The 24,627-nt window shown below is 64.9% G+C and carries 22 protein-coding genes, 1 tRNA gene and 1 other RNA gene; 12 read left to right on the plus strand and 12 right to left on the minus strand.

The annotated features are described in order from the left end of the window. Positions 1-47: 47 nt before the first annotated feature. From ACOTSS_RS12700 to mscL, 3 genes are all read right to left on the minus strand, one after another. The gene (locus tag ACOTSS_RS12700) at positions 48-2,894 is read right to left on the minus strand and encodes a TonB-dependent receptor (RefSeq protein WP_448688501.1); all 2,847 of its coding nucleotides are present in this window, start codon (positions 2,892-2,894) and stop codon (positions 48-50) included. Positions 2,895-3,129: 235 nt separating this feature from the next. After that, positions 3,130-3,487, minus strand: a transfer-messenger RNA (tmRNA) gene (gene ssrA / locus ACOTSS_RS12705). A gap of 38 nt (positions 3,488-3,525) precedes the next feature. Further along, complete coding sequence (mscL, locus tag ACOTSS_RS12710; RefSeq protein WP_448688502.1) at positions 3,526-3,942, minus strand: large conductance mechanosensitive channel protein MscL; 417 nt, start codon at positions 3,940-3,942, stop codon at positions 3,526-3,528. A 121-nt stretch (positions 3,943-4,063) separates the two neighbouring features. On the opposite strand from mscL, the gene ACOTSS_RS12715 reads away from it, so the two are divergent. The 5 genes from ACOTSS_RS12715 to ACOTSS_RS12735 all read left to right on the plus strand — a co-directional run bounded on the left by ACOTSS_RS12715 (position 4,064) and on the right by ACOTSS_RS12735 (position 7,338). Continuing rightward, positions 4,064-4,660, plus strand: a complete 597-nt coding sequence (locus tag ACOTSS_RS12715) for a LemA family protein (protein WP_448688503.1) — start codon at positions 4,064-4,066, stop codon at positions 4,658-4,660. Between the two features lie 2 nt (positions 4,661-4,662). After that, positions 4,663-5,175, plus strand: coding sequence for a TPM domain-containing protein (locus tag ACOTSS_RS12720; protein ID WP_448688504.1), 513 nt, complete (start codon positions 4,663-4,665; stop codon positions 5,173-5,175). Beyond that, the gene (locus tag ACOTSS_RS12725; RefSeq protein WP_448688505.1) at positions 5,172-5,990 is read left to right on the plus strand and encodes a TPM domain-containing protein; all 819 of its coding nucleotides are present in this window, start codon (positions 5,172-5,174) and stop codon (positions 5,988-5,990) included. The genes ACOTSS_RS12720 and ACOTSS_RS12725 overlap by 4 nt, the downstream gene beginning before the upstream one ends. Before the next feature lie 12 nt (positions 5,991-6,002). Beyond that, positions 6,003-6,683 (plus strand): TPM domain-containing protein, encoded by a 681-nt coding sequence (locus ACOTSS_RS12730; RefSeq protein WP_448688506.1) that lies wholly within the window; start codon positions 6,003-6,005, stop codon positions 6,681-6,683. A gap of 109 nt (positions 6,684-6,792) precedes the next feature. Continuing rightward, positions 6,793-7,338, plus strand: coding sequence for an NUDIX hydrolase (locus tag ACOTSS_RS12735; RefSeq protein ID WP_448688507.1), 546 nt, complete (start codon positions 6,793-6,795; stop codon positions 7,336-7,338). Positions 7,339-7,453: 115 nt separating this feature from the next. On the opposite strand, the gene ACOTSS_RS12740 is transcribed toward ACOTSS_RS12735, so the two are convergent. The 5 genes from ACOTSS_RS12740 to carA form a co-directional block, all read right to left on the minus strand. Beyond that, the gene (locus ACOTSS_RS12740; protein ID WP_448688508.1) at positions 7,454-8,089 is read right to left on the minus strand and encodes a rhomboid family intramembrane serine protease; all 636 of its coding nucleotides are present in this window, start codon (positions 8,087-8,089) and stop codon (positions 7,454-7,456) included. Between the two features lie 20 nt (positions 8,090-8,109). Beyond that, positions 8,110-8,586: a transcription elongation factor GreA gene (gene greA, locus ACOTSS_RS12745; RefSeq protein ID WP_095385434.1), complete on the minus strand. Its 477-nt coding sequence runs from the start codon at positions 8,584-8,586 to the stop codon at positions 8,110-8,112. A 96-nt stretch (positions 8,587-8,682) separates the two neighbouring features. Then, entirely contained in the window at positions 8,683-12,003 is a 3,321-nt protein-coding gene (carB, locus tag ACOTSS_RS12750; RefSeq protein WP_448688509.1) for a carbamoyl-phosphate synthase large subunit, read from the minus strand. Then, complete coding sequence (locus ACOTSS_RS12755) at positions 12,003-12,566, minus strand: hypothetical protein (protein ID WP_448688510.1); 564 nt, start codon at positions 12,564-12,566, stop codon at positions 12,003-12,005. The genes carB and ACOTSS_RS12755 overlap by 1 nt, the downstream gene beginning before the upstream one ends. Further along, on the minus strand, positions 12,563-13,834 hold the full coding sequence (gene carA, locus ACOTSS_RS12760) for a glutamine-hydrolyzing carbamoyl-phosphate synthase small subunit (RefSeq protein WP_448688511.1): 1,272 nt from the start codon (positions 13,832-13,834) through the stop codon (positions 12,563-12,565). The genes ACOTSS_RS12755 and carA overlap by 4 nt, the downstream gene beginning before the upstream one ends. A 132-nt stretch (positions 13,835-13,966) precedes the next feature. Here carA and ACOTSS_RS12765 point away from each other — a divergent pair, with 132 nt between their 5' ends. The 7 genes from ACOTSS_RS12765 to ACOTSS_RS12795 all read left to right on the plus strand — a co-directional run bounded on the left by ACOTSS_RS12765 (position 13,967) and on the right by ACOTSS_RS12795 (position 21,357). Next, positions 13,967-14,419: a GatB/YqeY domain-containing protein gene (locus ACOTSS_RS12765; RefSeq protein ID WP_448688512.1), complete on the plus strand. Its 453-nt coding sequence runs from the start codon at positions 13,967-13,969 to the stop codon at positions 14,417-14,419. Positions 14,420-14,526: 107 nt separating this feature from the next. Further along, on the plus strand, positions 14,527-14,913 hold the full coding sequence (locus ACOTSS_RS12770) for an endonuclease domain-containing protein (RefSeq protein ID WP_448688513.1): 387 nt from the start codon (positions 14,527-14,529) through the stop codon (positions 14,911-14,913). Then, positions 14,913-16,793, plus strand: coding sequence for a DNA primase (dnaG, locus tag ACOTSS_RS12775; protein ID WP_448688514.1), 1,881 nt, complete (start codon positions 14,913-14,915; stop codon positions 16,791-16,793). Before ACOTSS_RS12770 ends, dnaG begins: the two co-directional genes overlap by 1 nt. A gap of 34 nt (positions 16,794-16,827) precedes the next feature. Next, positions 16,828-18,837, plus strand: coding sequence for an RNA polymerase sigma factor RpoD (gene rpoD, locus ACOTSS_RS12780; RefSeq protein WP_448688515.1), 2,010 nt, complete (start codon positions 16,828-16,830; stop codon positions 18,835-18,837). A 338-nt stretch (positions 18,838-19,175) separates the two neighbouring features. Then, on the plus strand, positions 19,176-19,460 hold the full coding sequence (locus ACOTSS_RS12785) for a PspC domain-containing protein (RefSeq protein ID WP_448688516.1): 285 nt from the start codon (positions 19,176-19,178) through the stop codon (positions 19,458-19,460). Positions 19,461-19,732: 272 nt separating this feature from the next. After that, positions 19,733-20,404, plus strand: a complete 672-nt coding sequence (locus ACOTSS_RS12790) for a DUF6975 family protein (RefSeq protein WP_448688517.1) — start codon at positions 19,733-19,735, stop codon at positions 20,402-20,404. A gap of 107 nt (positions 20,405-20,511) precedes the next feature. Further along, entirely contained in the window at positions 20,512-21,357 is an 846-nt protein-coding gene (locus ACOTSS_RS12795; protein WP_448688518.1) for an AAA family ATPase, read from the plus strand. A gap of 143 nt (positions 21,358-21,500) precedes the next feature. On the opposite strand, the gene ACOTSS_RS12800 is transcribed toward ACOTSS_RS12795, so the two are convergent. The 4 genes from ACOTSS_RS12800 to ACOTSS_RS12815 all read right to left on the minus strand — a co-directional run bounded on the left by ACOTSS_RS12800 (position 21,501) and on the right by ACOTSS_RS12815 (position 24,626). Continuing rightward, positions 21,501-22,898, minus strand: a complete 1,398-nt coding sequence (locus ACOTSS_RS12800; RefSeq protein WP_448688519.1) for a methyl-accepting chemotaxis protein — start codon at positions 22,896-22,898, stop codon at positions 21,501-21,503. A 608-nt stretch (positions 22,899-23,506) separates the two neighbouring features. Further along, the gene (locus tag ACOTSS_RS12805; protein WP_448691347.1) at positions 23,507-23,977 is read right to left on the minus strand and encodes an MgtC/SapB family protein; all 471 of its coding nucleotides are present in this window, start codon (positions 23,975-23,977) and stop codon (positions 23,507-23,509) included. Between the two features lie 52 nt (positions 23,978-24,029). After that, positions 24,030-24,106: transfer RNA gene (locus ACOTSS_RS12810), tRNA-Arg, on the minus strand. Positions 24,107-24,155: 49 nt separating this feature from the next. Continuing rightward, a complete protein-coding gene (locus ACOTSS_RS12815) occupies positions 24,156-24,626 on the minus strand; it encodes a DUF1178 family protein (protein ID WP_448688520.1) in 471 nt (156 codons plus the stop codon). Between the last annotated feature and the right edge of the window lies 1 nt (position 24,627).

Genomic DNA, 24,627 nt, shown 5'->3' on the forward strand with positions numbered 1-24,627 from the left:
GCAAGGGACTGCGGCGGCCGCCCATGGGACGCGCGGGAGGGGGATGATCAGAATTTCACGCGCGCGCCGAACTTCATGGTCCAGCTATATTCCTCGAATTGCAGGAGGTTCTGGCGGGCGCCGACATTGTTGTAGGCGAAATATTTGGCGTTGTTGATGTTGATCCACTCGTAGAAGACCTGGACCTGCTTGGTGACGTCATATTTCGCCGAGAGGTCGAGCTGGAAGTGGTTGTCGACGATCCGGTCCTCCTCGGCGACGTCGCCGAGTTCGTCGAGATATTTGGAGCGATAGGTGCCCGCGAGGCGCAGCGAGACCGGGCCCTTTTCGTATCCGAGCACCGCGTTGAACGTGTGCTTCGACGAGGCCGGCAGGTCGATCTTGCGCAGATCGGTGATGTCGCCATCGATCGGCACGTTGCCGGTCGCGTCGGTATAGGTGTAGTTCGCCTGGACGAGGAAGCCGTCGAGCGGCGACGGCAGGAAGCGCAGCGCCTGGGTGTAGCTGAGTTCCAGACCCCATATCCTGGCGCTGTCGCCGTTGATCGGAACGGTCGCCTCGTCATAGGCGATGCCCAGATATTCGCCCGGATTCTCGCGGTTGGTGTCGACGATGAAATTCTTCACATCCTTGTAGAAGAGCCCCGCCGACAGCGCGCCGTTGCCCGGCAGATAATATTCGACCCCCGCATCGAAGTTCCACGCCTCGTATGGCTTGAGGTCGGGGTTCCCGAATTCGCCCTCGCGCTCGCCGTCTTCATTCTGTTCGATGCTGAACCGGGGGGCGAGCTTCGACAGCTTGGGACGAACGAGGCTCTTGTAGCCCGCCGCGCGCAGCACGAGATTTTGCTGCGGCTCCCAGCGGAGCGTCAGGCTCGGCAGCCAGTCGCCGTAGCTGCGCTTGAACTGGTTGGGCACCGGAGGCAGCAGCGTGTCGTCCTCGGCCTCGGTTCCATCGGGCAATTCGCCGCCTTCGGTCACGACGGTGACGGTGTTGGCGCGAATGTCGTTCTTGGTATGCTCATACCGCACGCCGCCGATCACGCGCAGCGTGTCGCTGTCCCAGCGGCCGAGCAGATAGCCCGCCGCGACGTCTTCGCTCACCGCATAATCCTCGACCGCCGAATCGAACAGCGTGTCGAACTCGTTGAGTTCGAACGCGTCGCGGTTGGCATTGAAGAAATCGCGCACGCCCGGCTTGCCCAGCACCGGCGAAATGTCGGTGATGCGATAGGTCTGGCCGCCGACCAGATCCGCCATCGTCAGCCCGTCCATCTCCCAATATCGGGTCTCGAGATTATAGCTCTTGTCGCGCCAGCGGGCCTTCGCGCCCGCCTGGACGGTGAAGCTGCCGCCGGTCATCGCGAATTCGCGGGCAAGGTCGAACTTGGCCGCCCACTCCTTGTCGCGCGAGTCCGACAGCGCCGTCACCTGAACGCTGTCGAGTTCATATTCGGACGGGTCGGAGAAAGCGTCGACCGCATCGGCATCGCCGTCCACCGTGTAGAGCGGCCGGCGCGGGTCGGCGAAATCGAGGCCGAGGAGCAGCCCTTCGTTCTCGAATTTCCGTTCGAAGTTCGCGGGGTCGATCGAGCCGTTCTCGCGCTCCGACGATTTGGCGAAGCTGACCGAATATTGCGCGTGCCAACCGTTGGTTTCGGTTTCGCCGCCGAGCACGATGCTGCGGATACGCTGGCGTTCGAAGCGGTCCTTGAGCGAGCGCTGAACCTGCAGCTCGCCATCGGCGTCGCTATAGACGACATCGGCGCCACTCCCCGAGACCTCGCCGGCATCCTCGAGCTTGAAGCTCGTTTCGCGGCGATATTCCTGATCGTCGAACTGGCTGTAGACGCCGCGCGCGTAGAGCTTGGTCGTGTCGCCGAGGCGGAAATCGAAGTTGAGGTTGGCGGAGAGGCGTTTCCGTTCGACGTCATAGTCGCGGTAGTTGACCTCCTCGGTCGTGATCAGCCCTTCGTCGTTCCGATCCCAGCCGTCGGCCTCGATATTGTCGGTCTCGAACTTGCGCTGATAATAGGACACGCCGCCCGACACGCCGAAACCGTCCGAGATGCGCTGCGAGAAATCGATGCTGCCCTTGGGGGTCAGCTTCTCCGAATAGTCGTTGTAGCTGCCCTCGACCTTCGCGGTCAGCAGATTCTTGCGGCGCTCGAAGGCGCTCGTCGTGTTGATCTCGATCGACGCGCCGATCGTGTCGGCGTCCATGTCGGGAGTCAGCGATTTCTTGACCTCGATCGATTCGATGCTGTCGCTCGAGATCACGTCGAGCGCGACCGAGCGCACGTCGCTTTCGGGCGCGGGCAGGCGCACGCCGTTGACCGAGGTGGCGTTGAGTTCGGGGTCGAGACCGCGCACCGACACGAAGCGGCCTTCGCCCTGGTCGTTGAGGATGTTGATGCCGGGCAGGCGACGCAGCGATTCAGCGACATTCTGGTCGGGGAACTGGGCGACCGCGTCGCGGGTCAGCACGCTTTCGACCCCGTCCGCCGCGCGCTGGCGCGACAGCGCGCTCGCCTGGTTCGCGGCCTGGCCGACGACGAGGATCTGGTCGCCATTGGCGCCCGCGAGCGCGAGGTTGACGGTGATGCGGCCGGTTTCGGGGACCTCGACCGTCTGGGTCACGCGCTCGGCGCCGACATAATCGGCCTCGATCGTGTAGGTGCCCGCAGGGACGTCGCCGAAGACGAAGCTGCCGTCGCGGCCGGTCGAGGTGACGCGGCCGAGCTCGACGATGCGCACGCTCACCGCCTGCAGCGCGCGCGTTCCGGAGGCGTCGGCGATCGTACCGGCAAGTTCGCTCGCCTGCGCGATCGAAGCGAAGGATGCGGTCGCGAGCAGCAAGGCGAGACCGCGCGCGGCGCCGGATTTCATGATCATGGATAATGCCCCCAGAGAGTGTCGATGGCGGGCTCGCTAGGGGGCGTCGGTGACAGGATGGCGTCCCGAGCTTGACGATATCGTGACTCGGGCGCGTCACTTTCGTGACAGCGCGCACCGGAATTTGCCGCAGCGCAGCAAATCCGCCGTTCGCGCGCGGCGCGGCGGAGAGTGAGGGAAAGAAAAAGGGAAGGAAGGTGGGACGATTCTGTTGCCCGGCTCGTCCCCAGCCGCTGGTATCCGATTCTGTTGCCCGGTTCGGTCCGAACCGCGTTCTATTTGTCTAACCTTAGGCCGTGAGGCTTATCGGTTAGGCAGCCAGAGCGAGTGCTTCGTTGTCGTTAGCACTTATTGGTTTTGAGCCTTTAACGGGTTACTCAGCCCGGAAGAAAACATCGTCTTTGAACACACGTCGATCCTGGTTCGGCCCCGTCAGAAGCCCGCGCACCCCTTCGAAAGCGCGCGGGTTTGTGGTGGAGCCGCCGGGTACTGCCCCCGGGTCCGCTGTGTCTATTCCACGACACCATTTATCCTCATAGCCGGCCGAAACCGGCACATCCGATATAGGAAACCCGCCCGCGCTTGGAAAGGGCGCAGGCGGGTTTTTCGTCCCGAAAAGGGCTCAAGCCCCTTATTTCTTTCGCAATTCGTCGCGGATTTCGGTGAGCAGGTCGACCTCGCTCGGGCCCGCGGGCGCATCGGGGGCGCGGCGCATGACCCGGTTCACCCATTTGACGAGCAGGAAGATGACGAAGGCGAGGATCAGGAAATTGATCACCGCAGTGATGAAGGCGCCATAGCCGACCATCGCCACCCCCGCTTCCTTGAGCTTCGCATAATCGGTCGCCGCGACGCCGTCGGGGACGCTGCCGAGCAGGATGAACTTGCTCGAGAAATCGACCCCGCCGAACAACCAGCCGACGAAGGGCATGATCAGGTCGCTGGTCAGCGAGGTGGTGATGGTGGCAAAGGCTCCGCCGATGATGACACCGACCGCCAGGTCCATGACATTGCCCTTGGCGATAAATTCCTTGAATTCGTTCAGCATGTTCACACTCCCCGGAAAATTGGGTGGACCGCCAATTGGTGCCGCGACGATTGCGCAAAGGCAAGCGGCTTCCTATTATGTGTATTGTTGCGGCAAAACGCCGCCGGAGGGAGACTGATCCATGAGCTTTCGTTCCGCCCGCTGGATGATCGTGCCGGTCGCCGCGATGAGCCTGTCCGCCTGCGGCATCAACAGCGTCCCCACCAAGGAAGAGGCCGCCAAGGCCAAATGGGCGAATGTCGAGGCCGCCTATCAGCGGCGCGCCGACCTGATCCCCAACCTCGTCGAAACCGCGAAGGGCGCGGCGAAGATCGAGCAGTCGACGCTGGAAGGCGTAATCCAGGCGCGGGCCTCGGCGACGCAGGTGAAACTTTCAACCGACGACCTCGAAGACCCCGCCAAGGTCCAGGCGTTCCAGCAGGCGCAGGGCAATGTGTCGAGCGCGCTCGGCCGTCTGCTCGTCACCGTCGAACAATATCCCGAACTCAAGAGCCAGGCGCGCTTCGCCGACCTGATGACCCAGCTCGAAGGCACCGAGAACCGGATCAATATCTCGATCCAGGACTATAACACCGCGGTGCAGGACTATAATACGACGATCCGCACCTTCCCCGACATCATCGGCGCCAAGATCGTCCACGGCGCCAAGCCGATGACGCCCTACAAGGCGATCAGCCCCAATGCCAACGAGGCACCGAAGGTCGACTTCGGGACGTAAGCGTGTTGCGGGTCGCCCTTGCCGTCCCGCTCGCGATCCTGCTGGTCGCGGGCGGGTGCAAGGCGGAAGCGCCTCCGGAATCGGCGGCGTGCGATCGCGTTCCGCAGCTGGCTATGCAGGGCCGAGTGACCGACGCCGCCAATATTCTGAGCGATGAGGAGGAAGGCCGGTTGTCGCAGCGCCTCGCCGGTTATGAAGCGCGCACCAAGCACCAGATGGTGATCGCGACGACGCCGGGGTTGAACGGGGCGCGGGTCGATAATTTCGGGACCTGCCTCGGCAACCGCTGGAGAATCGGGCGCGAGGATCGGAACGACGGGATTCTTGTCCTGATCGCGCCGAACGAGCGGCAGGCGCGGATCGCGACGGGGCTCGGCATGGAAAAGACACTGACCGATGACAAGGCTTTGGCCGTGATTCACCAGATGACGCCCTATTTCGCCAAGGCCGATTATGCAGCTGGCCTGTCGATCGGGATCGAGGCCATTGCCGCGCAGACCGGAGATACACCATGAGATCGCTGCTGTTCGGCTGGGCGCTGGGCCTTTCGCTGCTCGCGGTGCCCGCGGCCGCGCAGACCTTTCCGAAGCTGGCGGGCAATCCCGTGGTCGATCAGGCCGACATCATCCCGGCCGACAGGGAAGCCGCGCTCAATACCCAGCTCCTCGACCTTCAAAAGCAGACGGGCCACCAGCTCGTCGTCGCGACGGTAAACAGCCTCGAAGGCCATGACGTCGCCGACTATGGCTACAAGCTCGGCCGCGCGTGGGGCATTGGCGGCAAGGAGGCGAACGACGGCGTCGTTTTCCTGATCGCGCCCAACGAGCGGCGGATGAACATCTCGGTGGGCTATGGCCTCGAGCCCGTGCTGACCGACGCCTTGTCCGGCCGGATCATCCGCGATCAGGTGACGCCTAAGTTCAGGGAAGACGACTATCCCGGCGGCATCCAGGCCGGGGTCGATGCGATCGCCGAGCAAATCCAGCTTCCTCCCGAAGAAGCGGCCGCACGTGCCGCCGCGGCTGACAAGGTCGAGCGCGAAAACGCGAGCAAAGGCGACATCGGCGGGCTGATCTTCATCGGCTTCATCGTCTTTTTCTTCTTCATCCTGCCGATGCTCACCGCCTTCGGGCGGCGCGGCAAGCGGCACCGGCGGCACCGGCCCTGGGGCGGCGCGCCGATCATCATCTGGGGCGACGACGACTGGGGCGGCAGCGGCGGATCGTCGTGGGGCGGCGGAAGCTGGGGCGGCGGCGGAGGCGGCGGCTTCGGCGGCTTTTCGGGCGGCGGCGGCAGCTTCGGCGGCGGCGGCGCCTCGGGCGGCTGGTAGGGGAACGGGGCCATGAAAGTCAGTCACGTCAGCGAAGCCGACCACGACCTCGTCACCGCCGCGGTCGCCGCGGCCGAGGCGCATACCAGCGGCGAGATCGTCACGGTGATCGCCGCGCAGTCGAACGATTATGACGATGTCGCGCTCGTCTGGGCGAGCGTCATCGCCTTCCTCGCCATGTCCGTGATCGCACTCTTTCCCGATTTCTATCAAAGCCTCTACGACCGGCTGACCGGCGGCTGGGGGCACGAATTGACCGCGAACCAGTGGCTGGGGACGGTGATCGCGATCGGCGTCCTCAAATGGATCGGCGTGTGGCTGATCCTGCTGTGGCGGCCGCTGCGGCTCGCGCTGACCCCGCGGGCGATCAAGGCGGCGCGCGTCCGCGCCCGCGCCGTCGACCTGTTCAAGGTCGGCACCGAGGCGAAGACACTGGGGCGCACCGGCATCCTCCTCTACGTCAGCCTGCGCGAGCACCGCGCCGACATCGTCGCCGACGAGGCGATAGCCGCCAAGGTCGCGCCATCGGTGTGGGGCGACGCGATGGAAGCGCTGGTCGAGCAGGTCCGCGCGGGGCACCCGGGCGCCGGCATGGCCGAGGCGGTGCGGCAGATGGGCGTCGTCCTAGCCGAGCATTTCCCGAAGGGCGACGACAATCCCAACGAACTGCCCGACCGGCTGATCGAGATTTAACTGACTCCGTCATTGCGAGCGAAGCGAAGCAATCCAGAGTAGCGTAAACCGCTCTGGATTGCTTCGCTTCGCTCGCAATGACGCGGCACTATACTGCAAAGGAATTCCCATGACCCGCCCTGCCCCCGACACCCCCATCGAAACGCGCTGGGAAGGCCGTTTCATCACCGTGCGCCAACAGGGGACGTGGGAATATGTCTCGCGATCGCGCGGCATCCATGCCGCGGTGATCCTTGCGATCGACGAGGCGGCGGACGGGCGGCATGTGATCCTGGTCGAGCAATATCGCGTGCCGCTGAAGCGGAATTGCCTCGAACTGCCCGCCGGGCTGGTCGGCGACGACATGGCGGGCGAGGCGTCCGAAACCGCCGCGGAACGCGAGCTCGAAGAGGAAACCGGCTACCGCGCCGCGCACTGGCGCACGGTCGGCGAATTCTTCAGCTCGCCCGGCATGGTGAGCGAGAGCTTCACATTCATCGTCGCCACCGGACTGACGAAGGTCGGCGCGGGCGGCGGGGTCGACGGCGAGGACATCGTCGTCCACCGCGTGCCGCTGGCGGGGATCGAGGATTTCGTCGCCGCGAAGCGCGCCGAAGGCTGCGGCATCGATGTGCGCGTGGCGATGCTGTTGGCGGGTGGGCTATTGGGCGGATAGCCCCGATTCCGTCCCTATTTCATCGTCACCCCGGACTTGATCCGGGGTCCCGCTCAGCGACGCCGAAAAGCGGGATCCCGGATCAAGTCCGGGATGACGAAAGAAGGGGGTCGCTCTACCGCCCCCCGAAGCGCCAGCGCAGCAGCGGGCGCGCGAGCAGCAGGCCGGCGACGAAACCGCCGACATGCGCCCAGATCGCGATATTGCCGAACCCCGCGCCGCCCGCGAAGCCGAGGAGGAGCTGGACGCCGATCCACGCCGCGGCGAGCCAGAGCGCGCGCACCCAGTGGCTCGGGATCGGCCCGATCGCCGGGGCCTGCGAGCGGCTGAAGATCAGCGCGAAAACCGCGATCAGCGCCGAAATGGCGCCGCTCGCACCGACGACGACCGCGGTCGATCCGGGATCGGCGATCCATTGTGCGAAGGCGCCGGCATAGGCGCCCGCGACGAGCAGCACCGCGGTCGCCGCCGAACCCAGCGGTGCCTCGAGCTGGCGGCCGATGAACAGCAGCACGGCCATGTTGAAGACGAGGTGCAGCACCCCGCTGTGCAGGAAGGCCGAGCTGAGCGGGGTCAGCGCGAAGGGCAGCATCGTCCCCGGCGGCGCGATCAGATCGGCGCCGAAGCGCGCGGGAATGAAACCCGCGCCGACGAACGCCTGATGCTGGTATCCGGTGATCGCCAGGATGACGAAAACGACGACGCAGAGCAGTGCGAAGCCCGTCGTCAGCGGCGCCGGTTGCCGGTTCATCGCGCGGGACCCGCCGCTGCTCAGACGAATTCGATCTTGGTCACCAGATAATATTTGTCGCCCGCCGGCACGGTCACCTCGATCTCGTCGTCGACGCGGCGGCCGATCAGCGCGCGGCCGAGCGGCGAATTATAGCTGATCTTGCCGTCCTTGGCGTCCGCTTCGGCCTGGCCGACGATCTGATACTTCACCGGCTTGTCGTCCTCGTCGGCGAGGGTGACGGTCGCTCCGAACACGATGCGGTCGCCCGACAGCGTCGTCGGGTCGATGATCTGGGCGCGCGACAGCCGGTCTTCGAGGTCGCCGATCGAGGCCTCGACCTGGCCCTGGCGTTCCTTGGCGGCGTGATATTCGGCATTTTCCGAAAGGTCGCCATGCGCGCGCGCTTCCTCGATCGCGTCGACGATCTGCGGTCGCTCGGCCTTGAGAGCGGCGAGTTGCGCGCTCAGCTTCTCATAGCCTTCCGCCAGCATCGGCACCTTTTCAACGCTTGCCATTATCCTGTTGTCCTTCGTCAATAATCCAGCGCCAGCGAAGTTTCGCCGGGCGGCTGCGCCGCTGTTTCCGTCAATGTCGGGGAGTGGAGCGGTGCCTCAATAATAGTCCTGAAGGGGCTTCACTTCAAGACTATGCGCGCGGAGAGCCCCGATCGCGTGGGTCGCGGCATCGCTTCCGGCCGCGGTCGTGTAGTAGGCGACATCGGCCGCGAGCGCCGAGGCCCGGATCGATTGCGAATCCTGCAGGCTCTGCCACCCTTCGGTGGTGTTGAAGATCAGCTGCACGTCGCCGTCCTTGATCCGGTCGACGATATGCGGGCGGCCCTCGGCGACCTTGTTGACGCGCTCGACCGCGATCCCCTGCCCCGCCAGATAGTCGGCGGTGCCGCCGGTCGCGATCACCTGCCACCCCCAGCCGGCGAGGCGCCGCACCGGTTCGATGATGCGCGGCTTGTCGCTGTCCTTGACCGACACGAACAGGCGCCCTTCGGTCGGCAGGCGATCGCCCGCACCGAGCTGCGCCTTGGCGAAGGCCAGATTGAAATCACCATCGATTCCCATGACTTCGCCGGTGGACTTCATCTCGGGACTGAGCACCGGATCGGTGCCGGGGAAGCGCGCGAAGGGGAAGACCGCCTCCTTCACCGCGACATGCGCGATGTCGCGGTTGATCTTCGGCAGGTCGGCGAGGCGCTCGCCCGCCATCACCCGCGCCGCGATCTTGGCGATCGGCGAGCCCACCGCCTTGGCGACGAAGGGCACGGTGCGGCTGGCGCGCGGGTTGACCTCGATCAGATAGACCTCGTCCCCCTGCACCGCGAACTGGATGTTCATCAGGCCCCGCACCTCGAGCGCGCGGGCGAGCAGGTCCGCCTGCCGCTCGATCTCGGCGACGATCGACGCCGGCAGGCTGTAGGGCGGGATCGAGCAGGCGCTGTCGCCCGAATGGACCCCCGCCTCCTCGATATGCTGGAGCACGCCCGCGACGACAACATCGGTGCCGTCGCACAGCGCGTCGACGTCGACCTCGATCGCGTCGCGCAGATAGCGGTCGATCAGCACCGGCGAATCGCCCGACACCTGCACCGCGGTCTCGATATAATGTTCGAGCTGCGCCTGGTCGTCGACGATCTCCATCGCGCGGCCGCCGAGCACATAGGAGGGGCGCGTCAGCACCGGATAGCCGATGCGCGCCGCGACCGCGACCGCTTCCTCGCGGCTGCGCGCGATGCCGTTGGCGGGCTGCTTGAGCCCGAGCTTGTTGACCAGCGCCGCGAAGCGCTCGCGATCCTCGGCGAGGTCGATTGCATCGGGCGAAGTGCCGAGGATCGGGATGCCCGCCTCCTCCAGCGCCTGTGCGAGCTTGAGCGGGGTCTGGCCGCCGAACTGGACGATCACGCCGACGAGCTCGCCCTTCGACTGCTCGACGTGCAGGATTTCGAGGACGTCCTCGGCGGTCAGCGGCTCGAAATAGAGGCGGTCCGAGGTGTCGTAATCGGTCGACACCGTCTCCGGGTTGCAGTTGATCATGATCGTTTCATAGCCCGCCTCTTCGAGCGCGAAGCAGGCGTGGCAGCAGCAATAGTCGAACTCGATCCCCTGCCCGATCCGGTTCGGCCCGCCGCCGAGGATGACGATCTTTCTGCGATCCGACGGGTTCGCCTCATTCTCGGGCTCGCCGAAGGTCGGGGCTTCGTAGGTCGAATAGAGATAAGGGGTCTGTGCAGAGAACTCGCCGGCGCAGGTGTCGATCGTCTTGAACACCGGGCGCACGCCGAGTTTGTGGCGCAAGCTCCGCACCTCGGCCTCGGTGACGCCGCCGGTCATCGCCTTGACCGTATCGTGGATCAGTCCGCTGCCGCGCGCGGTCGCGCGGCGCGTGCCGGGGTGGAGGTTCGCCGACTGCAGCGCCAGATAGGCGAGCCGCTTGTCCGAAAAGCCCATCGCCTTCAGCCCCCGCAGCCCCTCGGCCTCGCGCGGCAGGCCGTTCGCGATGACCGCATTTTCGGCCGCGACGATCTCTGCGATGCGTTCGAGGAACCACATGTCATAGCCCGCGATGCGGTTGATCTCGGCGAGCGGCAGCCCCTCGCGGATCGCCTGCGCGGTGTTGAGCAGCCGGTCGGGGGTGCGCTGGGCGAGTTCGCTGCGAAGCTGCTCGTGGCTCGCGCCGACGAGGCGGTCGACGAAGTTGAAGCCCGAAAGCCCGGTTTCGAGCCCACGCAGCGCCTTTTGCAGGCTCTCGTGGATCGTGCGGCCGATCGCCATCACCTCGCCGACCGACTTCATCGCGGTCGACAGCGTCGCCTCGGCGCCCTTGAATTTTTCGAACGCGAAGCGCGGAATCTTGGTAACGACATAATCGATCGTCGGTTCGAACGACGCCGGGGTCACGCCGGTGATGTCGTTCATGATCTCATCGAGCGTATAGCCGACCGCGAGCTTCGCCGCGACCTTGGCGATCGGAAAGCCCGTCGCCTTCGACGCGAGCGCCGACGAGCGCGACACGCGCGGGTTCATCTCGATCACGATCAGGCGGCCGTCCTTTGGATTGACCGCGAACTGCACGTTCGACCCGCCCGTCTCGACGCCGATCTCGCGCAGCACCGCGATGCTCGCGTTGCGCATGATCTGATATTCCTTGTCGGTCAGCGTCAGCGCGGGGGCGACGGTGATGCTGTCGCCGGTATGGACGCCCATCGGATCGACATTCTCGATCGAGCAGATGATGATGCAATTGTCCTTGCGGTCGCGCACCACCTCCATCTCATATTCTTTCCAGCCGAGGAGCGATTCCTCGATCAGGACTTCGGTGGTGGGCGAGGCGATCAGGCCGCCGCGGACGATATGCTCGAACTCCTCGCGGTTATAGGCGATGCCGCCGCCGGTGCCGCCCAAGGTGAACGACGGGCGGATGATCGCGGGCAGCCCGGTGCGTTCGAGCACCGCCGTCGCTTCCTCGAGCGTGTGCGCGACGCCGCTGCGCGCGCTTTCGAGCCCGATCTTGTCCATCGCGTCGCGGAACTTCTGCCGGTCCTCGGCCTTGTCGATCGCTTCGGCATCGGCGCCGATCATCTCGACGCCGAACTTGGCGAGCGTCCCGTCCTGCGCGAGCGCGAGCGCGGTGTTGAGCGCGGTCTGCCCGCCCATCGTCGGCAGCACCGCGTCGGGGCGCTCCTTTTCGATGATCTTGGCGACGATCTCGGGCGTGATCGGCTCGACATAAGTGGCGTCGGCAAGGTCGGGATCGGTCATGATCGTCGCCGGGTTGGAGTTGACGAGGACGATGCGATAGCCCTCTTCCTTCAGCGCCTTGATCGCCTGCGTCCCCGAATAGTCGAACTCGCACGCCTGACCGATAACGATCGGGCCCGCGCCGATGACGAGGATGGATTTTATGTCAGTTCTTTTGGGCATTATTTCTGCTCTTCTTGGGCGACGGCTTCGTTGCCGATGATAACAAATTCCAGCCCATGTTTTTCGAGATCGATCGCTGTCAGGGCGCGGATCAAACACTCAAATTCAGGACTGGCGGGTATTTTCAGAAAATCTGGTCGAAAGGTGATAGATGTCGGCGAATAGAGCGAAAGCGCCTTGCCTGGCTCAATCGAACAAAATTCCTCTATTCCCCTGACAATCTTGTCCGGCGGCGTTCCGACCGAAAAATCGGGCAACTTTCCAAGCATGCCTCGTTCGGCGAGCCAGTGACGCGCTTCCCAGCGAACCTCCGCCAAGCCGACTACAGCTTCAAATGAGCGATAGTCAGACTGCAACTTTTCATCATCGAACGATATGTCTACTTTGCCCCAAACCGCAGAGCGGATGCAGGTGAATTGTGATGCTTCACCGCCAGCTTTGCGAGCTACTGTGACGACGTTGCCTTGCAATAGATCGTCAAAGGAAATGGAAAGGCCTGATCGATCGAGTCCACAGCGAACCAGATCCTGAATCACGGGCATTTCGGGCGGCGCGTCGATCACTTCAACCCACCCACGAACTTCTCGAACAGATAAAAGCTGTCCTGCGGCCCCGGGCTCGCCTCGGGGTGATATTGCACGCTGAACGCCTTCTTCCCCGTGATCGCGATGCCGCAGTTCGATCCGTCGAACAGGCTCCTGTGCGTCTCGACCACGCCTTCGGGAAGCGTCGCGGCGTCGACCGCGAAGCCGTGGTTCATGCTGGTGATCTCGACCACGCCGTCCCCGAAATCGCCGCCGACGCGCTGCACGGGGTGGTTGGCGCCACGGTGGCCCTGGTGCATCTTGATCGTCTTCGCGCCGACCGCGATGCCGAGCATCTGGTGGCCGAGGCAGATGCCGAAGATCGGCACGTCACGTTCGAGCAATCCCTGGATCACCGGCACCGCATAGTCGCCCGTCGCCGCGGGGTCGCCGGGGCCGTTCGACAGGAATACACCGTCGGGCTGATGCCCCAGCACCTCGTCGAGGCTCGCGGTCGCGGGCACCACGGTGACGCGCGCGCCGGCTTTCACGAGATTGCGGAAGATATTGTCCTTCGCGCCATAATCGATCGCGACGACATGGGGTCTATCATCTCCCCTCCCGCTTGCGGGAGGGGTCGGGGGAGGGCCTGTTTCGGTCGAAGCGGAGGTCGACATGCCCTCCCCTAGCCCCTCCCGCAAGCGGGAGGGGGACTGGTAGCCCTTGCCCAATTCCCACGTCCCCGCATCCCACTCGCCCGTATCCGTCCGGCTGACCTCCTTCGCGAGGTCCAGCCCTTCGAGCCCCGACCAGCCGCGCGCCATGGCGAGCAGTTCGTCGATGTCGAACTTGCCGTCGGGGCTATGCGCGATCACCCCGTTCGGCGCGCCGAGCCCACGGATGCGGCGCGTCAGCGCGCGCGTGTCCAGCCCCGCGAGCCCGATCACGCCCTGCTCGATCATCCATTCGGGCAGCGTCTGCACGCTGCGGAAATTGCTCGGCTGGGTCGGCAGCTCGCGCGTGATGCAGCCGAGCGCGCCATGGACGCCGCGTTCCATATCCTCGGGGTTCGCGCCGACGTTGCCGATGTGGGGAAAGGTGAAGGTGATGATCTGCCCGGCATAGCTCGGGTCGGTCAGGATTTCCTGATAGCCGGTCATAGAGGTGTTGAAGCAGATCTCGCCCACCCCCGCGCCCGCCGCGCCATAGCCGATACCCCACAGGATCGTTCCATCGGCGAGAACGAGAACGCCCGTCGCCCCGGAAGGCTGGGTTTTGGACGCGACGGATGGGTTGGCTGGTGCCATTTAATCTGCTCCGGACGGAAGGCTAAACGGCCGACCAAGTAGGCGGCAAAAAAGTGATTCACAAGCTATCGGATTTGGAATCTTCCCGCTAAGAGTGCTTCTTTCCCACATTGCAGCGCAAAGAGGACACGCATGATTCGCGATGACATCAAGGCTGCGCAGGTTGCCGCGATGAAGGCGGGCGACAAGGCGCGTTTGGGCACGATCCGGCTGATGCTGGCCAAGATCAAGGACCGCGACATCGAACTTCGCACCGGCACCGCGCCCGCCGACGACGATGTGCTCGTCACCGACGTGCTCCAGAAAATGGTCAAGCAGCGCCGCGAATCGATCGCCATGTTCGAACAGGGCGGCCGCCAGGAACTCGCGGACGTCGAGGCGGCCGAGGTCGCGGTGATCGAGGATTTCCTGCCCGCGCAGCTTTCGGAAGCCGATGCGACCGCCGCGATCAAGGCGATCGTTGCCGAACTCGGCGCGGCGAGCCTCAAGGATATGGGCCGCGTGATGGCGGCGGTGAAGGAACGTCACGGATCCGAGCTCGATATGAGCAAGGCGAGCGGGTGGGTGAAGGCGGCTTTGTCGTAACGAGACATGCCCTCCCCTAACCCCTCCCATAAATGGGAGGGGAACTGGTCGGGCCGCGAGCGCATATTCTCCCTTCCCGCTTGCGGGAGGGGTCGGGGGAGGGCCTGTTGGACAAGGGCTACAAACGACCGACCGCACGCTCCCGCGAACTCCGGCTGAACGCCACCGACGCCGAACGAAAGTTTTGGCAGCAGATCAGCGCCCGAAGACTTGCAGGCGTCCGTTTCAATCGCCAGTTCCCCATCGGACCCTTCATCTGCGATTTCGTCTCGCGAACAGCCAAGCTCGTCATCGAAGTCGATGGCGGGCAGCACGCGGTTGATGTAGCGAAGGACGAAGCGCGCACGGCCTATCTGGAAGCACGGGGTTATCGGGTGATCCGGTTCTGGAACAATGATGTGTTGGAACGGATCGAGGGTGTCGTGAGCGAGATCGAACGCGTTCTTGCGGACATGCCCTCCCCTAACCCCTCCCGCAAGCGGGAGGAGAACTGATGGCCCTCACTCCCCAATGGCTGGATGAACTGCGCGCGCGCGTCACCCTCTCGACCCTCATCGGTCGCACGGTGAAGATCACTCGCGCCGGCCGCGAGTACAAGGCCTGCTGCCCGTTCCATAACGAGAAGACGCCCAGCTTCACGATCAACGACGAAAAGGGCTTCTATCACTGCTTCGGCTGCGGCGCGCATGGCGATGCGATCCGCTGGATGACCGACCAGCGCGGGCTCAGCTTCATGGACGCGGTCAAGGAACTCGCTGCCGAAGCCGGCATGGAGGTCCCCGCTCCCGATCCGCGCGCGGCGAAAAAGGCCGAGGAGCAGGCGAGCCTGCGCGACGTGACGCAGGCGGCGGCCGACTGGTTCACCCAGCAACTGGGCAGCAGCAACGGCGCGCCGGCGCGCGATTATCTTGCGAAGCGCGGCATTTCGGACGCCACCCGTGCCGCCTTCGGCTTCGGCCTCGCGCCCGACAGCCGCAGCGCATTGAAGGAGGCGCTCAAGAAATTCCCGACCGCGATGCTCGTCGAATCGGGCATGCTGATTTCGGTCGACGACAAGGAGCCCTACGACCGCTTCCGCGGGCGGCTGATGATCCCGATCCGCGACGCGCGCGGGCGGGTGATCGCATTCGGGGGACGCATCCTCGGCGACGGCGAACCCAAATATCTGAACTCGCCCGACACGCCTTTGTTCGACAAGGGGCGGATGCTCTACAATCTCGACAAGGCCAGCCCCGCGTCGCGGCAGACGAACCGGATCATCGTCGTCGAGGGCTATATGGACGTGATCGCGCTCGCCGAGGCGGGGGTCGCCGACGCGGTCGCCCCGCTCGGCACCGCGCTCACCGAGAACCAGCTTGCCATGTTGTGGCGGATGGTGCCGGTGCCGCTGCTCTGCTTCGACGGCGACGCGGCGGGGCAGAAGGCGGCGATGCGCGCCGCGACGCGCGCGCTGCCGCTGCTCCGTCCCGGCTTCAGCCTCGCCTTCGCGACGCTGCCCGCGGGACAGGACCCCGACGACATCGTCCGTGCGAAGGGCGCCGAAGGTTTCGCGGCGCTGCTGAAAGAGGCCCAGCCGCTCGTTGAGCGCCTCTGGGCGCACGAAGTGGCGGCGGGGCCGCTCGCGACGCCCGAGGAGCGCGCGGCGCTCAAGACACGGCTGCTGAACCACGCCGACGCGATCGAGGACGCCGACGTGCGCCACCATTACCGCGAGGCGTTCCGCGAGCGGCTCGACGCGCTGTTCGCGCGCGCCCGGCCCGAACGCGGGCCGCGCGTCCCCTGGGCGCCGATGGCACAGCGCGGCGGGCGGCGCTTTACGCCCGACCCCCGATTGCAACCTCCGGGCGCCGAGACGCGTTCGATCGGGGAAGCCGGGATCGGCGCGCCCTATGTCGCGGCGCTTCTCGGGGGATTGCTGCGCTATCCCGCGGCGCTGCGGCGCCACGAGGAGGCGCTGGCGCGGGTCGCGATCGGCAATCCCGCCGACGCCGAACTGCTGGGCGCGATGCTTGACATCGCAAATGCCCAGGAAGGGCTTGATTGCGAGGGGTTGCTTGCCATATTGGAGCCGATGAAAGTGTATAATAGGGCGACGACGCTGCTCAGAGCCGACGGAATGCACTTCTCGTTCAATCGACGGCTGGAAGACGGCGAAGGGGCCGCGGAGGCGCGCGAAACCGCGCTTCGCGACCTGGACGAATATATCGGCGTGCTGGTGACCCAGCCCGAAATCCGTGCCCGGCTGGCCGAGGCGACCGCGGATTTCCAGCGCACGATGGATGATGAAGGATTTGCGCGTCAGCAAAAGCTGTACGCCATGGACAAAGAACTGACCCGCCGCCTGGCCGCGCTGTCCGACAGCAGCCAGGACTGACGACCCCTTATTTGCCCGCAGGCAGGATGGATAGATGGCCACCAAGAACACCGCCGAAACCGACGCGCCGCTGATCGACCTCAACGAGGCCGACGTCAAAAAGCTGATCGCGCGCGGCAAGAAGCGCGGCTACCTCACCTATGACGAACTCAATGCGGCGCTGCCGCAGGACGAGATGTCGTCGGAGCAGATCGAGGACATCATGTCGGCGATCTCCGACATGGGCATCAACATCGTCGAGAGCGACGAGGATGTGCAGGAAGAGGCCGAGCAGGAAGCCGACGACGAGGTCGACGTCAGCGCCGGCACGGGTTCGGTCTCCAACCCCGCGATCGAGAAGAAGAAGAAGGAAACGGTCGATCGCACCGACGATCCCGTTCGCATGTATCTGCGCGAGATGGGCGCGGTCGAGCTTCTGAGCCGCGAGGGCGAGATCGCGATCGCCAAGCGCATCGAAGCGGGCCGCGATACGATGATCCTCGGTCTGTGCGAAAGCCCGCTGACCTTCAACGCGATCATCGAATGGTCGAACGCGCTCAACAACGGCGACATGCAGCTGCGCGAGATCGTCGACCTGGAGGCGATGCTGACCAAGGACCCCGCCCCCGAAAGTCTCGAGAATGAGGAAGAGGACGACGGCGAGATCAGTGAGAAGACCGCCGGCGTCTCGTTCAAGGACGAGGATGAGGTCGAGGAAGAGCCCGAAGCCGACGAGGATGACGAAGAGGGCGGCTCGGCCAAGAAGCGCGAGAGCTTCGAGGACGACGAGGAAGACAATACGCTGAGCCTCGCGGCGATGGAGGAATTGCTGAAGCCCGACGCGCTGGAGAAATTCGCCGCGATCACCAAGAGCTTCAAGGCGTTCCAGAAGTTGCAGGATGCGCGGCTCGAATCGCTGTCGGGCGGCGAGGAATTCCCCGCGGCGTCGGAGAAGAAATATCACAAGCTGCGCGAGGAACTCACCGCGCAGGTCGAGAGCGTGCAGTTCCACGGCACCAAGATCGAATATCTCGTCGACCAGCTCTACAGCTATAACCGCCGCCTGACCGCGCTCGGCGGCCAGATGCTGCGCCTCGCCGAGCGCCACAAAGTGCCGCGCAAGTCGTTCCTCGACCATTATGTCGGGCGCGAGCTCGAAGAAAATTGGCTCGACGAAGTCGGCAAGCTCGACAAGAAATGGGCCGCCTTTGCCGAGAATGAAGCGGCGGCGGTCGACCGCATCCGCGTCGAGATTTCGGAAATCGCGCAGGCGGCGGGCATGAGCCTCGTCGAATTCCGCCGCGTCGTGAACATGGTCCAGAAGGGCGAGCGCGAGGCGCGCATCGCCAAGAAGGAAATGGTCGAGGCGAACCTGCGCCTCGTCATCTCGATCGCCAAGAAATACACGAACCGCGGGCTGCAGTTCCTCGACCTGATCCAGGAAGGCAACATCGGCCTGATGAAGGCGGTCGACAAGTTCGAGTATCGTCGCGGCTACAAATTCTCGACCTATGCGACCTGGTGGATCCGCCAGGCGATCACCCGCTCGATCGCCGACCAGGCACGCACGATCCGCATCCCGGTCCACATGATCGAGACGATCAACAAGCTGGTGCGCTGCAGCCGCCAGTTCCTCCACGAAAGCGGACGTGAGCCGACGCCCGAGGAAATGGCCGAGCGCCTGTCGATGCCGCTCGAAAAGGTCCGCAAGGTGATGAAGATCGCCAAGGAGCCGATCAGCCTCGAAACGCCGATCGGCGACGAGGAGGATAGTCACCTCGGCGATTTCATCGAGGACAAGAACGCCGTCATCCCGGTCGACGCCGCGGTGCAGTCGAACCTCAAGGAAACGGTTACGCGAGTTTTGGCTTCGCTTACGCCTCGTGAAGAGCGTGTTTTGCGCATGCGCTTCGGCATCGGGATGAACACCGACCATACGCTCGAGGAAGTCGGGCAGCAGTTCAGCGTGACCCGCGAGCGCATCCGCCAGATCGAGGCGAAGGCCCTGCGGAAGCTCAAGCACCCGTCGCGCAGCCGCAAGATGCGCAGCTTCCTCGACCAGTAAGCGGCCGGGGTCCGCCCCTCGCCCATTCATCGAACAGCAACGGCGGCCGGTCTAACCGGTCGCCGCTTTGTCATGCGGCGCTGGTAGGAAAACCGCGTTCGCCCGACGGGGCGGCGTTCCCTCTCCCACCTCCCGAGACTCCTGTCATGAAGAAACACCAAGGCTGATGGCGTAGTTTCCCGTTCGATGGGAAAAATCCCCAGCACGATTTCGCTCCCAACTGGCAATTCACGGTGAATCGGGCGGAAAATCAGGCATCGGCGAATTTGGCACGCCCTTTGCGAAGCTGGGGGCACGAGCATGGGGCGACGCCCGCAGCCAAGAGGAAAGACGAAAAAATGGACAGCGAAACCACCAATCTCTTCCGCCGCCGCGATACCTTTTTCGGGATCTGCGAGGCCGTGGGCCAGGACTTCGGCTTCAACCCGCTGTGGCTCCGCCTGGCGTTCGTCGCGCCGCTCTTCTTCTTCCCGGCCCAGACCTTCGCGGCCTATTTCCTGCTTGGCGGGGTCGTGCTTGCTTCGCGGCTTATTCACCCGCGCAAGGCAGTGGAGCCGGCTTCCGCGCGGGTCGAGGCAGATAGCCCGGCCGACACGCGCGAGGAACTGGCGCTCGCGGCCTGACCGTAGCCGGGGCGCGGCGGGCCTCCCTCTCCCCGCCTCGCCCGCTCCGGCCTCGCGGCCCCGCCATCCACGGGCCGCGCGACAAGGACCGGCAAGCCTTTCCCGGCTTGCCGGTCCTTTATATTTCCGTCCCGCTTTCGGACGGGGAACGGCCAACGCTTCATCGCATTCCGCGACGCTCATAAACGCTCCGTTTACGACGTTATCCTATGGCTGGCCGTTGCAACGGAATCGCGGGGGATGGCCTCGCCGCGACAGACAAGGATGAAGCGTTGAGCCAGTCGACCCAGCCCCGCATCCAGACGCGAAGCGTCGCTGACCTGCTCGATTCGCTGGTCGCGAGCGAAGGCACCGGTGCGCATCCCTACGTCAAGTCAGGGGCGTTATCGAGCGGCGCAGAGGCGATGCGCAATCTTGCCGACGCGGTGCATTTCCTCTGCCTGCTCCACGGCCGCTATCCGGGCGTGATCGACAGCGCCGCGCGCAAGGCGGTCGACCCCGCATCGCGCCGCTGGATGGACGAGGCCGCGCAGGCCTTTGCCGAAGAGCGCGCCTTTCTCTCGACGATCGCCGCCGCGGCCGGCCCAATGCCCAGCACGCATGGCCAGGACCAGTGCGAGGCCGCGGTCGCCGCGCAGCGCCGCGCGCTCGACATGCTCGCCGAATCCGATCGCCACGGCTGCGCGGTCGGCGCCGCGATCGCGCTGACGCTCGACTGGCGGACGATCCGCGTCCTCCTCGACATCAGCGCCCAGCGGCTCGATCTGCCCGCCGTCCGCTGCACCCTGCCCGACCTGCGCGAGACCGCGCGGCTCGCGATCACCGTGGCCGACACCCCCGCGGTCGAGCGCGCGACCGTCTTTGGCGCGCAGCAGCTCATCACCCAGCACGGCGGGCTGTGGGACCTGCTCGCCGCGCGCGCGGAAAGCCGGGGGCACGGCTAGCCTTCTCCCCTCCCGCGAGCGGGAAGGGAGATTCGGTTGCACCCTCTTCCCGCCCCCGCTATGCCAATCCCAGTTGACGTTCACGTTAAGGGAAAGGCTGCGCGCCGATGCGTTTCGAGGGAACCAGCGCCTATATCGCGACCGATGACCTGAAGGTCGCGGTCAACGCCGCGACGATGCTGCGCCGTCCGCTGCTCGTGAAGGGCGAACCCGGCACCGGCAAGACCGTGCTGGCGGAGGAGATCGCCAAGGCCTTCGACGCGCCGCTGATCACCTGGAACATCAAGTCGACGACCAAGGCGCAACAGGGCCTCTACGAATATGACGCGGTCGCGCGGCTGCGCGACGGCCAACTCGGCGAGGAACGCGTCCACGACATTCGCAACTATATCAGGAAGGGCAAGCTGTGGGAGGCGTTCACCAGCCCCAAGCTCCCCGTCCTTCTGATCGACGAGATCGACAAGGCCGACATCGAATTCCCGAACGACCTGCTTCAGGAACTCGATCGCATGGCCTTCCACGTCTATGAAACCGACGAGACGATCACCGCGAAGGAGCGCCCGATCGTCGTCATCACCTCGAACAACGAGAAGGAACTGCCCGACGCATTCCTGCGCCGCTGTTTCTTCCACTATATCAAATTCCCCGACCGCGACACGATGGCCGACATCGTCGACGTCCATTTCCCCGGCATCCAGAAGACGCTGGTCAGCCGCGCGATGGACATCTTCTACGACGTGCGCGACGTGCCGGGACTCAAGAAGAAGCCTTCGACGAGCGAACTCATCGACTGGCTGAAGCTGCTCCTCGCCGAGGACATGCCGCTGGAGGTTCTGCAGAACCGCGACGTCGGCAAGGCAATCCCGCCGCTGCACGGCGCGTTGCTCAAGAACGAGCAGGACGTGATGCTGTTCGAAAAACTCGCCTTCATGGCGCGGCGGCAGGGCAGCTGAGGCCAAGACACATCGTCATTGCGAGCGTAGCGAAGCAATCCAGAGCCCGCATAAACCGCCCTGGATTGCTTCGCTACGCTCGCAATGACGGCATTTGGAGTATGATGACGTCGGCTCGACACGAACGGAAATGAAGGAATGGTCTAAAGCTGGTACGCGACCTCGACGTCGCCCCAGCGGCGGCCGTTGATCACCGCGGGCATATAGACGTTGCGCACGGTCACATAGTTGGTGCCGTCGCCTTCCTGGCGATACACCGCCATGAAGAAGGGCGCGTTGCTGCGTTTCGCCGCGGCGTCGGTTTCGTCATAGAGGATGCGACCGTTGCGGCAGTGCGCGGTGTCGTGCTCGACCTCGCCGGTCGGCGCGCGCGAGCAGTCGGTGATGTGGGTCGGAAGAAAGCCGTTCATGTCGCCCGCCGACGACATGCGCACTTCGGGATGATCGGCGACGATACGATCGAACAGCGGGCGCCAGTTGCGGTCGGCCCAGTCGCACAGGCTGGTGCGGAAGCGTTCGGGGTTCGACCCCGGCACGCGGACATAATCGGTGTCGAACAATTGCTCCATCGTCAGTTCGCCGCGCGCGACCGCCGCCTCGGCAAGCCCGACGAATTCGTCGCGCACCTTCGCCGCCAGCTCGACGACGGCGGAATCGCGCGGAGACACCCCCGCCGAAATCACCGCGTTGAACATGCGGTTCGACACATTCTCCATCGACAGGATCGAATCGCGCGTGCCCTCCAGCGTCGAGCTATTATCGCGCACCGACGTCACGACCCGGTCGAGCGCCTCGCGAACACGGGCCCCGTTGGCATGCACCATCGCGCTCGATTGCGCGATGCGGTCGCTCTGGTCGTCGAGCAGCGCGACGAGGTGCGTCGCGTCGTGCAGCGCATCGGTGATCGTTTCGAACTGCGCCTCGGCGCGGCTCGATTGTTCGACCCCCGACTGGATTTCGGTGACCAGCCCGCTCGCTTCGGTCGCGAGACTGCCGATCGAGCGGCGGATCTCGTCGGTCGCGCCGCGCGTGTTCTGGGCGAGCTTCTTCACCTCGGCGGCGACCACCGCGAAGGTGCGCCCGGCGTCGCCCGCGCGCTCGGCTTCGATCGCGGCGTTCAGTGCGAGCATGTTGGTGGTCTTGGCGATCGACTCGATCGACTGGCTGACCTGCTGCACCTGCTCCATCACCGCGGCGAAATTGGTGACGTGCTGGCCGAGCCGCGCGACGAGGTCGATGACCGATCGGAATTCGGTGACCGCCGCGTTGACGCGCTCGGCGCCGGTGTCGAGCTGTTCGCACGCGCGCGCCGAAAGCAGCTTTGCCTCGTCGGTCGAATCGGCGATCTGGCGCTGGTCGGCTTCGAGGCCGACGACATATTCCTCGAGCCGGCCGAGTTCGACGATCTGGCGATCCATCTGATCGGTCGCGCGTTTGATACGGCCCGCCGCGTCGCTGCACCCGACGGCGAGTTCGCCGCAGTCGCTTGCGACCGACTGGTCGACCATTTGGCCGGCAGGACGGATCGGATCATGTTTCATCGGCGCACCCACATCCTGTTGATTGCAGGGCTATGCCCGACATTGGTTAATGCGGTGTCAATGGGTGTCCGCGCCGGGACGGCGGAGAAGGAGATCGGTGCAAATCGCGCGACGCTTGATGCCGTGGATGGAAAGCCCCAAGCAAACGTCCGTTTCCGACGCGCGACCCGGTGCGTGCGGCTATTTTCAAGCGCATCCGTGGTGCGCTTCCCCCCGCTTCGCAGTGCCGCGATTATAAGATGACCGCGACGCGGCTGCAAGCGGGAACGCTTGGATTTCCGCGGCTCGTCGCGTTTGAAATCCTAGGGTCAGGACCCCTTCATTCCGCGCTCGAGGTTTGAAGCGATTTTGCTCAAGGCGAGGAGAAAAGGCGTAGGAATATGGGATATATTTCAAGGCTTTTCGACGAAGCCTTGGGCAAAATCGGTCAAATCCCGCAGGGACGCCGAAATGGCGAAGATATCGGGCCCGTGCGGCCTTGCGGGTAGCGATGCTACCCGCTGCACCCACCCAGGCCCGATATCTTCGCCATTTCGACGCCTCGAACGTGGAATGAAGGGGTCCTGACCCTAGATACTGAAAATAATCCGCTTTTGGCCAAGCGCGCGTCAGGGCTCGCCGCCATCCCCCTCCCATCGGCGCTCCGCGATGCGCAGCAGGGTCAGCATGACGAGGCTGATGACGCAGCCGATCGCCACCAGCGGCCACTGCGCCGCGCCGCACGCGATGCCGATCACCGCCGCGAGCCACAGATGCGCAGCGGTGGTCAGATTGTGCACTTCGCCCTTGCTGAACACGATCAGCCCGGCGCCGATGATGCCGATGAAGGCCCCGGTCGCCTCGAAGATGCGGAGCGGATCCATCCGGTCGCCGCCGCCGAGCTGGCCGTAGAGCGCGACGACCGACACCGTCATCATCGCGGCGGAAAAACAGATGAGCCCATGAGTCCGCAAGCCGGCGGCATGACCGCGAATCTCGCGATCAAGCCCGAGCAGCAAACCGAGCAGCGCCGCGACGCCGAGCCGCGACAGCAGGTCGAGATCGACCCAATGCACCAATATCGGCGGGTTGAGTTCCATCGCCCTCATAGCGCCGGGGATGGAAAAGGGTTCCAGCGGGAAGACGAGACGATGGTGCGCCCGGCGGGATTCGAACCCACGGCCCCCGGATTAGGAATCCGATGCTCTATCCTGCTGAGCTACGGGCGCGCCGCGGCTCGTGTAGCGGGGCGGGCGGTCGAGCGTCAATCGGCGTCGATCAATTCACGGCATCGGGCGGGACGATCGGGACAAGGAGCGGCATCGCCGCAATGCCGTCGTCGCGCAGCGCCCGCGCCTCCTCGGGCGAGGCCTGACCGTGGATCAGGTCCTCCGCCGCCCGGCCCTCGTGCATCGCGCGCGCGGCATCGGCGAAATCGCGGCCGACCCAGCGCGATTGCGGCAGCATTTCCGCTTGCTTGGCCGCGATGTCGGCGAGCAGCTTGCGCACCGTCTCGGGCGACGGCTCGCTCGTTTCGGTGGTCGCCGCGGGCTGGGTCGCGCCATCCGTCTGCCGGTTCGATTTCGCCCCGACACGCGGCGCCATCACCGCCTTGCTCACCTCGGCATCCCCGCACACGGGACAGGCGATCAGCCCGCGCGCCTGCTGGTCGGCGAAGCTATCGCTGCTCGCGAACCACGCTTCGAACCGGTGGTCGCCGGCCGCGCAACTGAGGTCGAAGACGATCATC

Source organism: Sphingopyxis sp. NJF-3 (genome assembly GCF_053514865.1).

Coding starts and splice junctions, on each gene's coding strand:
- ACOTSS_RS12765 (WP_448688512.1), top strand. CDS start 13,967: ATGATTCGCGATGACATCAAGGCTGCGCAGGTTGCCGCGATGAAGGCG.
- ACOTSS_RS12730 (WP_448688506.1), top strand. CDS start 6,003: ATGAAAGTCAGTCACGTCAGCGAAGCCGACCACGACCTCGTCACCGCC.
- ACOTSS_RS12785 (WP_448688516.1), top strand. CDS start 19,176: ATGGACAGCGAAACCACCAATCTCTTCCGCCGCCGCGATACCTTTTTC.
- carA (WP_448688511.1), bottom strand. CDS start 13,834: ATGGCACCAGCCAACCCATCCGTCGCGTCCAAAACCCAGCCTTCCGGG.
- ACOTSS_RS12795 (WP_448688518.1), top strand. CDS start 20,512: ATGCGTTTCGAGGGAACCAGCGCCTATATCGCGACCGATGACCTGAAG.
- ACOTSS_RS12700 (WP_448688501.1), bottom strand. CDS start 2,894: ATGATCATGAAATCCGGCGCCGCGCGCGGTCTCGCCTTGCTGCTCGCG.
- mscL (WP_448688502.1), bottom strand. CDS start 3,942: ATGCTGAACGAATTCAAGGAATTTATCGCCAAGGGCAATGTCATGGAC.
- ACOTSS_RS12800 (WP_448688519.1), bottom strand. CDS start 22,898: ATGAAACATGATCCGATCCGTCCTGCCGGCCAAATGGTCGACCAGTCG.
- ACOTSS_RS12815 (WP_448688520.1), bottom strand. CDS start 24,626: ATGATCGTCTTCGACCTCAGTTGCGCGGCCGGCGACCACCGGTTCGAA.
- greA (WP_095385434.1), bottom strand. CDS start 8,586: ATGGCAAGCGTTGAAAAGGTGCCGATGCTGGCGGAAGGCTATGAGAAG.
- ACOTSS_RS12740 (WP_448688508.1), bottom strand. CDS start 8,089: ATGAACCGGCAACCGGCGCCGCTGACGACGGGCTTCGCACTGCTCTGC.
- carB (WP_448688509.1), bottom strand. CDS start 12,003: ATGCCCAAAAGAACTGACATAAAATCCATCCTCGTCATCGGCGCGGGC.
- ACOTSS_RS12715 (WP_448688503.1), top strand. CDS start 4,064: ATGAGCTTTCGTTCCGCCCGCTGGATGATCGTGCCGGTCGCCGCGATG.
- ACOTSS_RS12735 (WP_448688507.1), top strand. CDS start 6,793: ATGACCCGCCCTGCCCCCGACACCCCCATCGAAACGCGCTGGGAAGGC.
- dnaG (WP_448688514.1), top strand. CDS start 14,913: ATGGCCCTCACTCCCCAATGGCTGGATGAACTGCGCGCGCGCGTCACC.
- ACOTSS_RS12725 (WP_448688505.1), top strand. CDS start 5,172: ATGAGATCGCTGCTGTTCGGCTGGGCGCTGGGCCTTTCGCTGCTCGCG.
- rpoD (WP_448688515.1), top strand. CDS start 16,828: ATGGCCACCAAGAACACCGCCGAAACCGACGCGCCGCTGATCGACCTC.
- ACOTSS_RS12805 (WP_448691347.1), bottom strand. CDS start 23,977: ATGGAACTCAACCCGCCGATATTGGTGCATTGGGTCGATCTCGACCTG.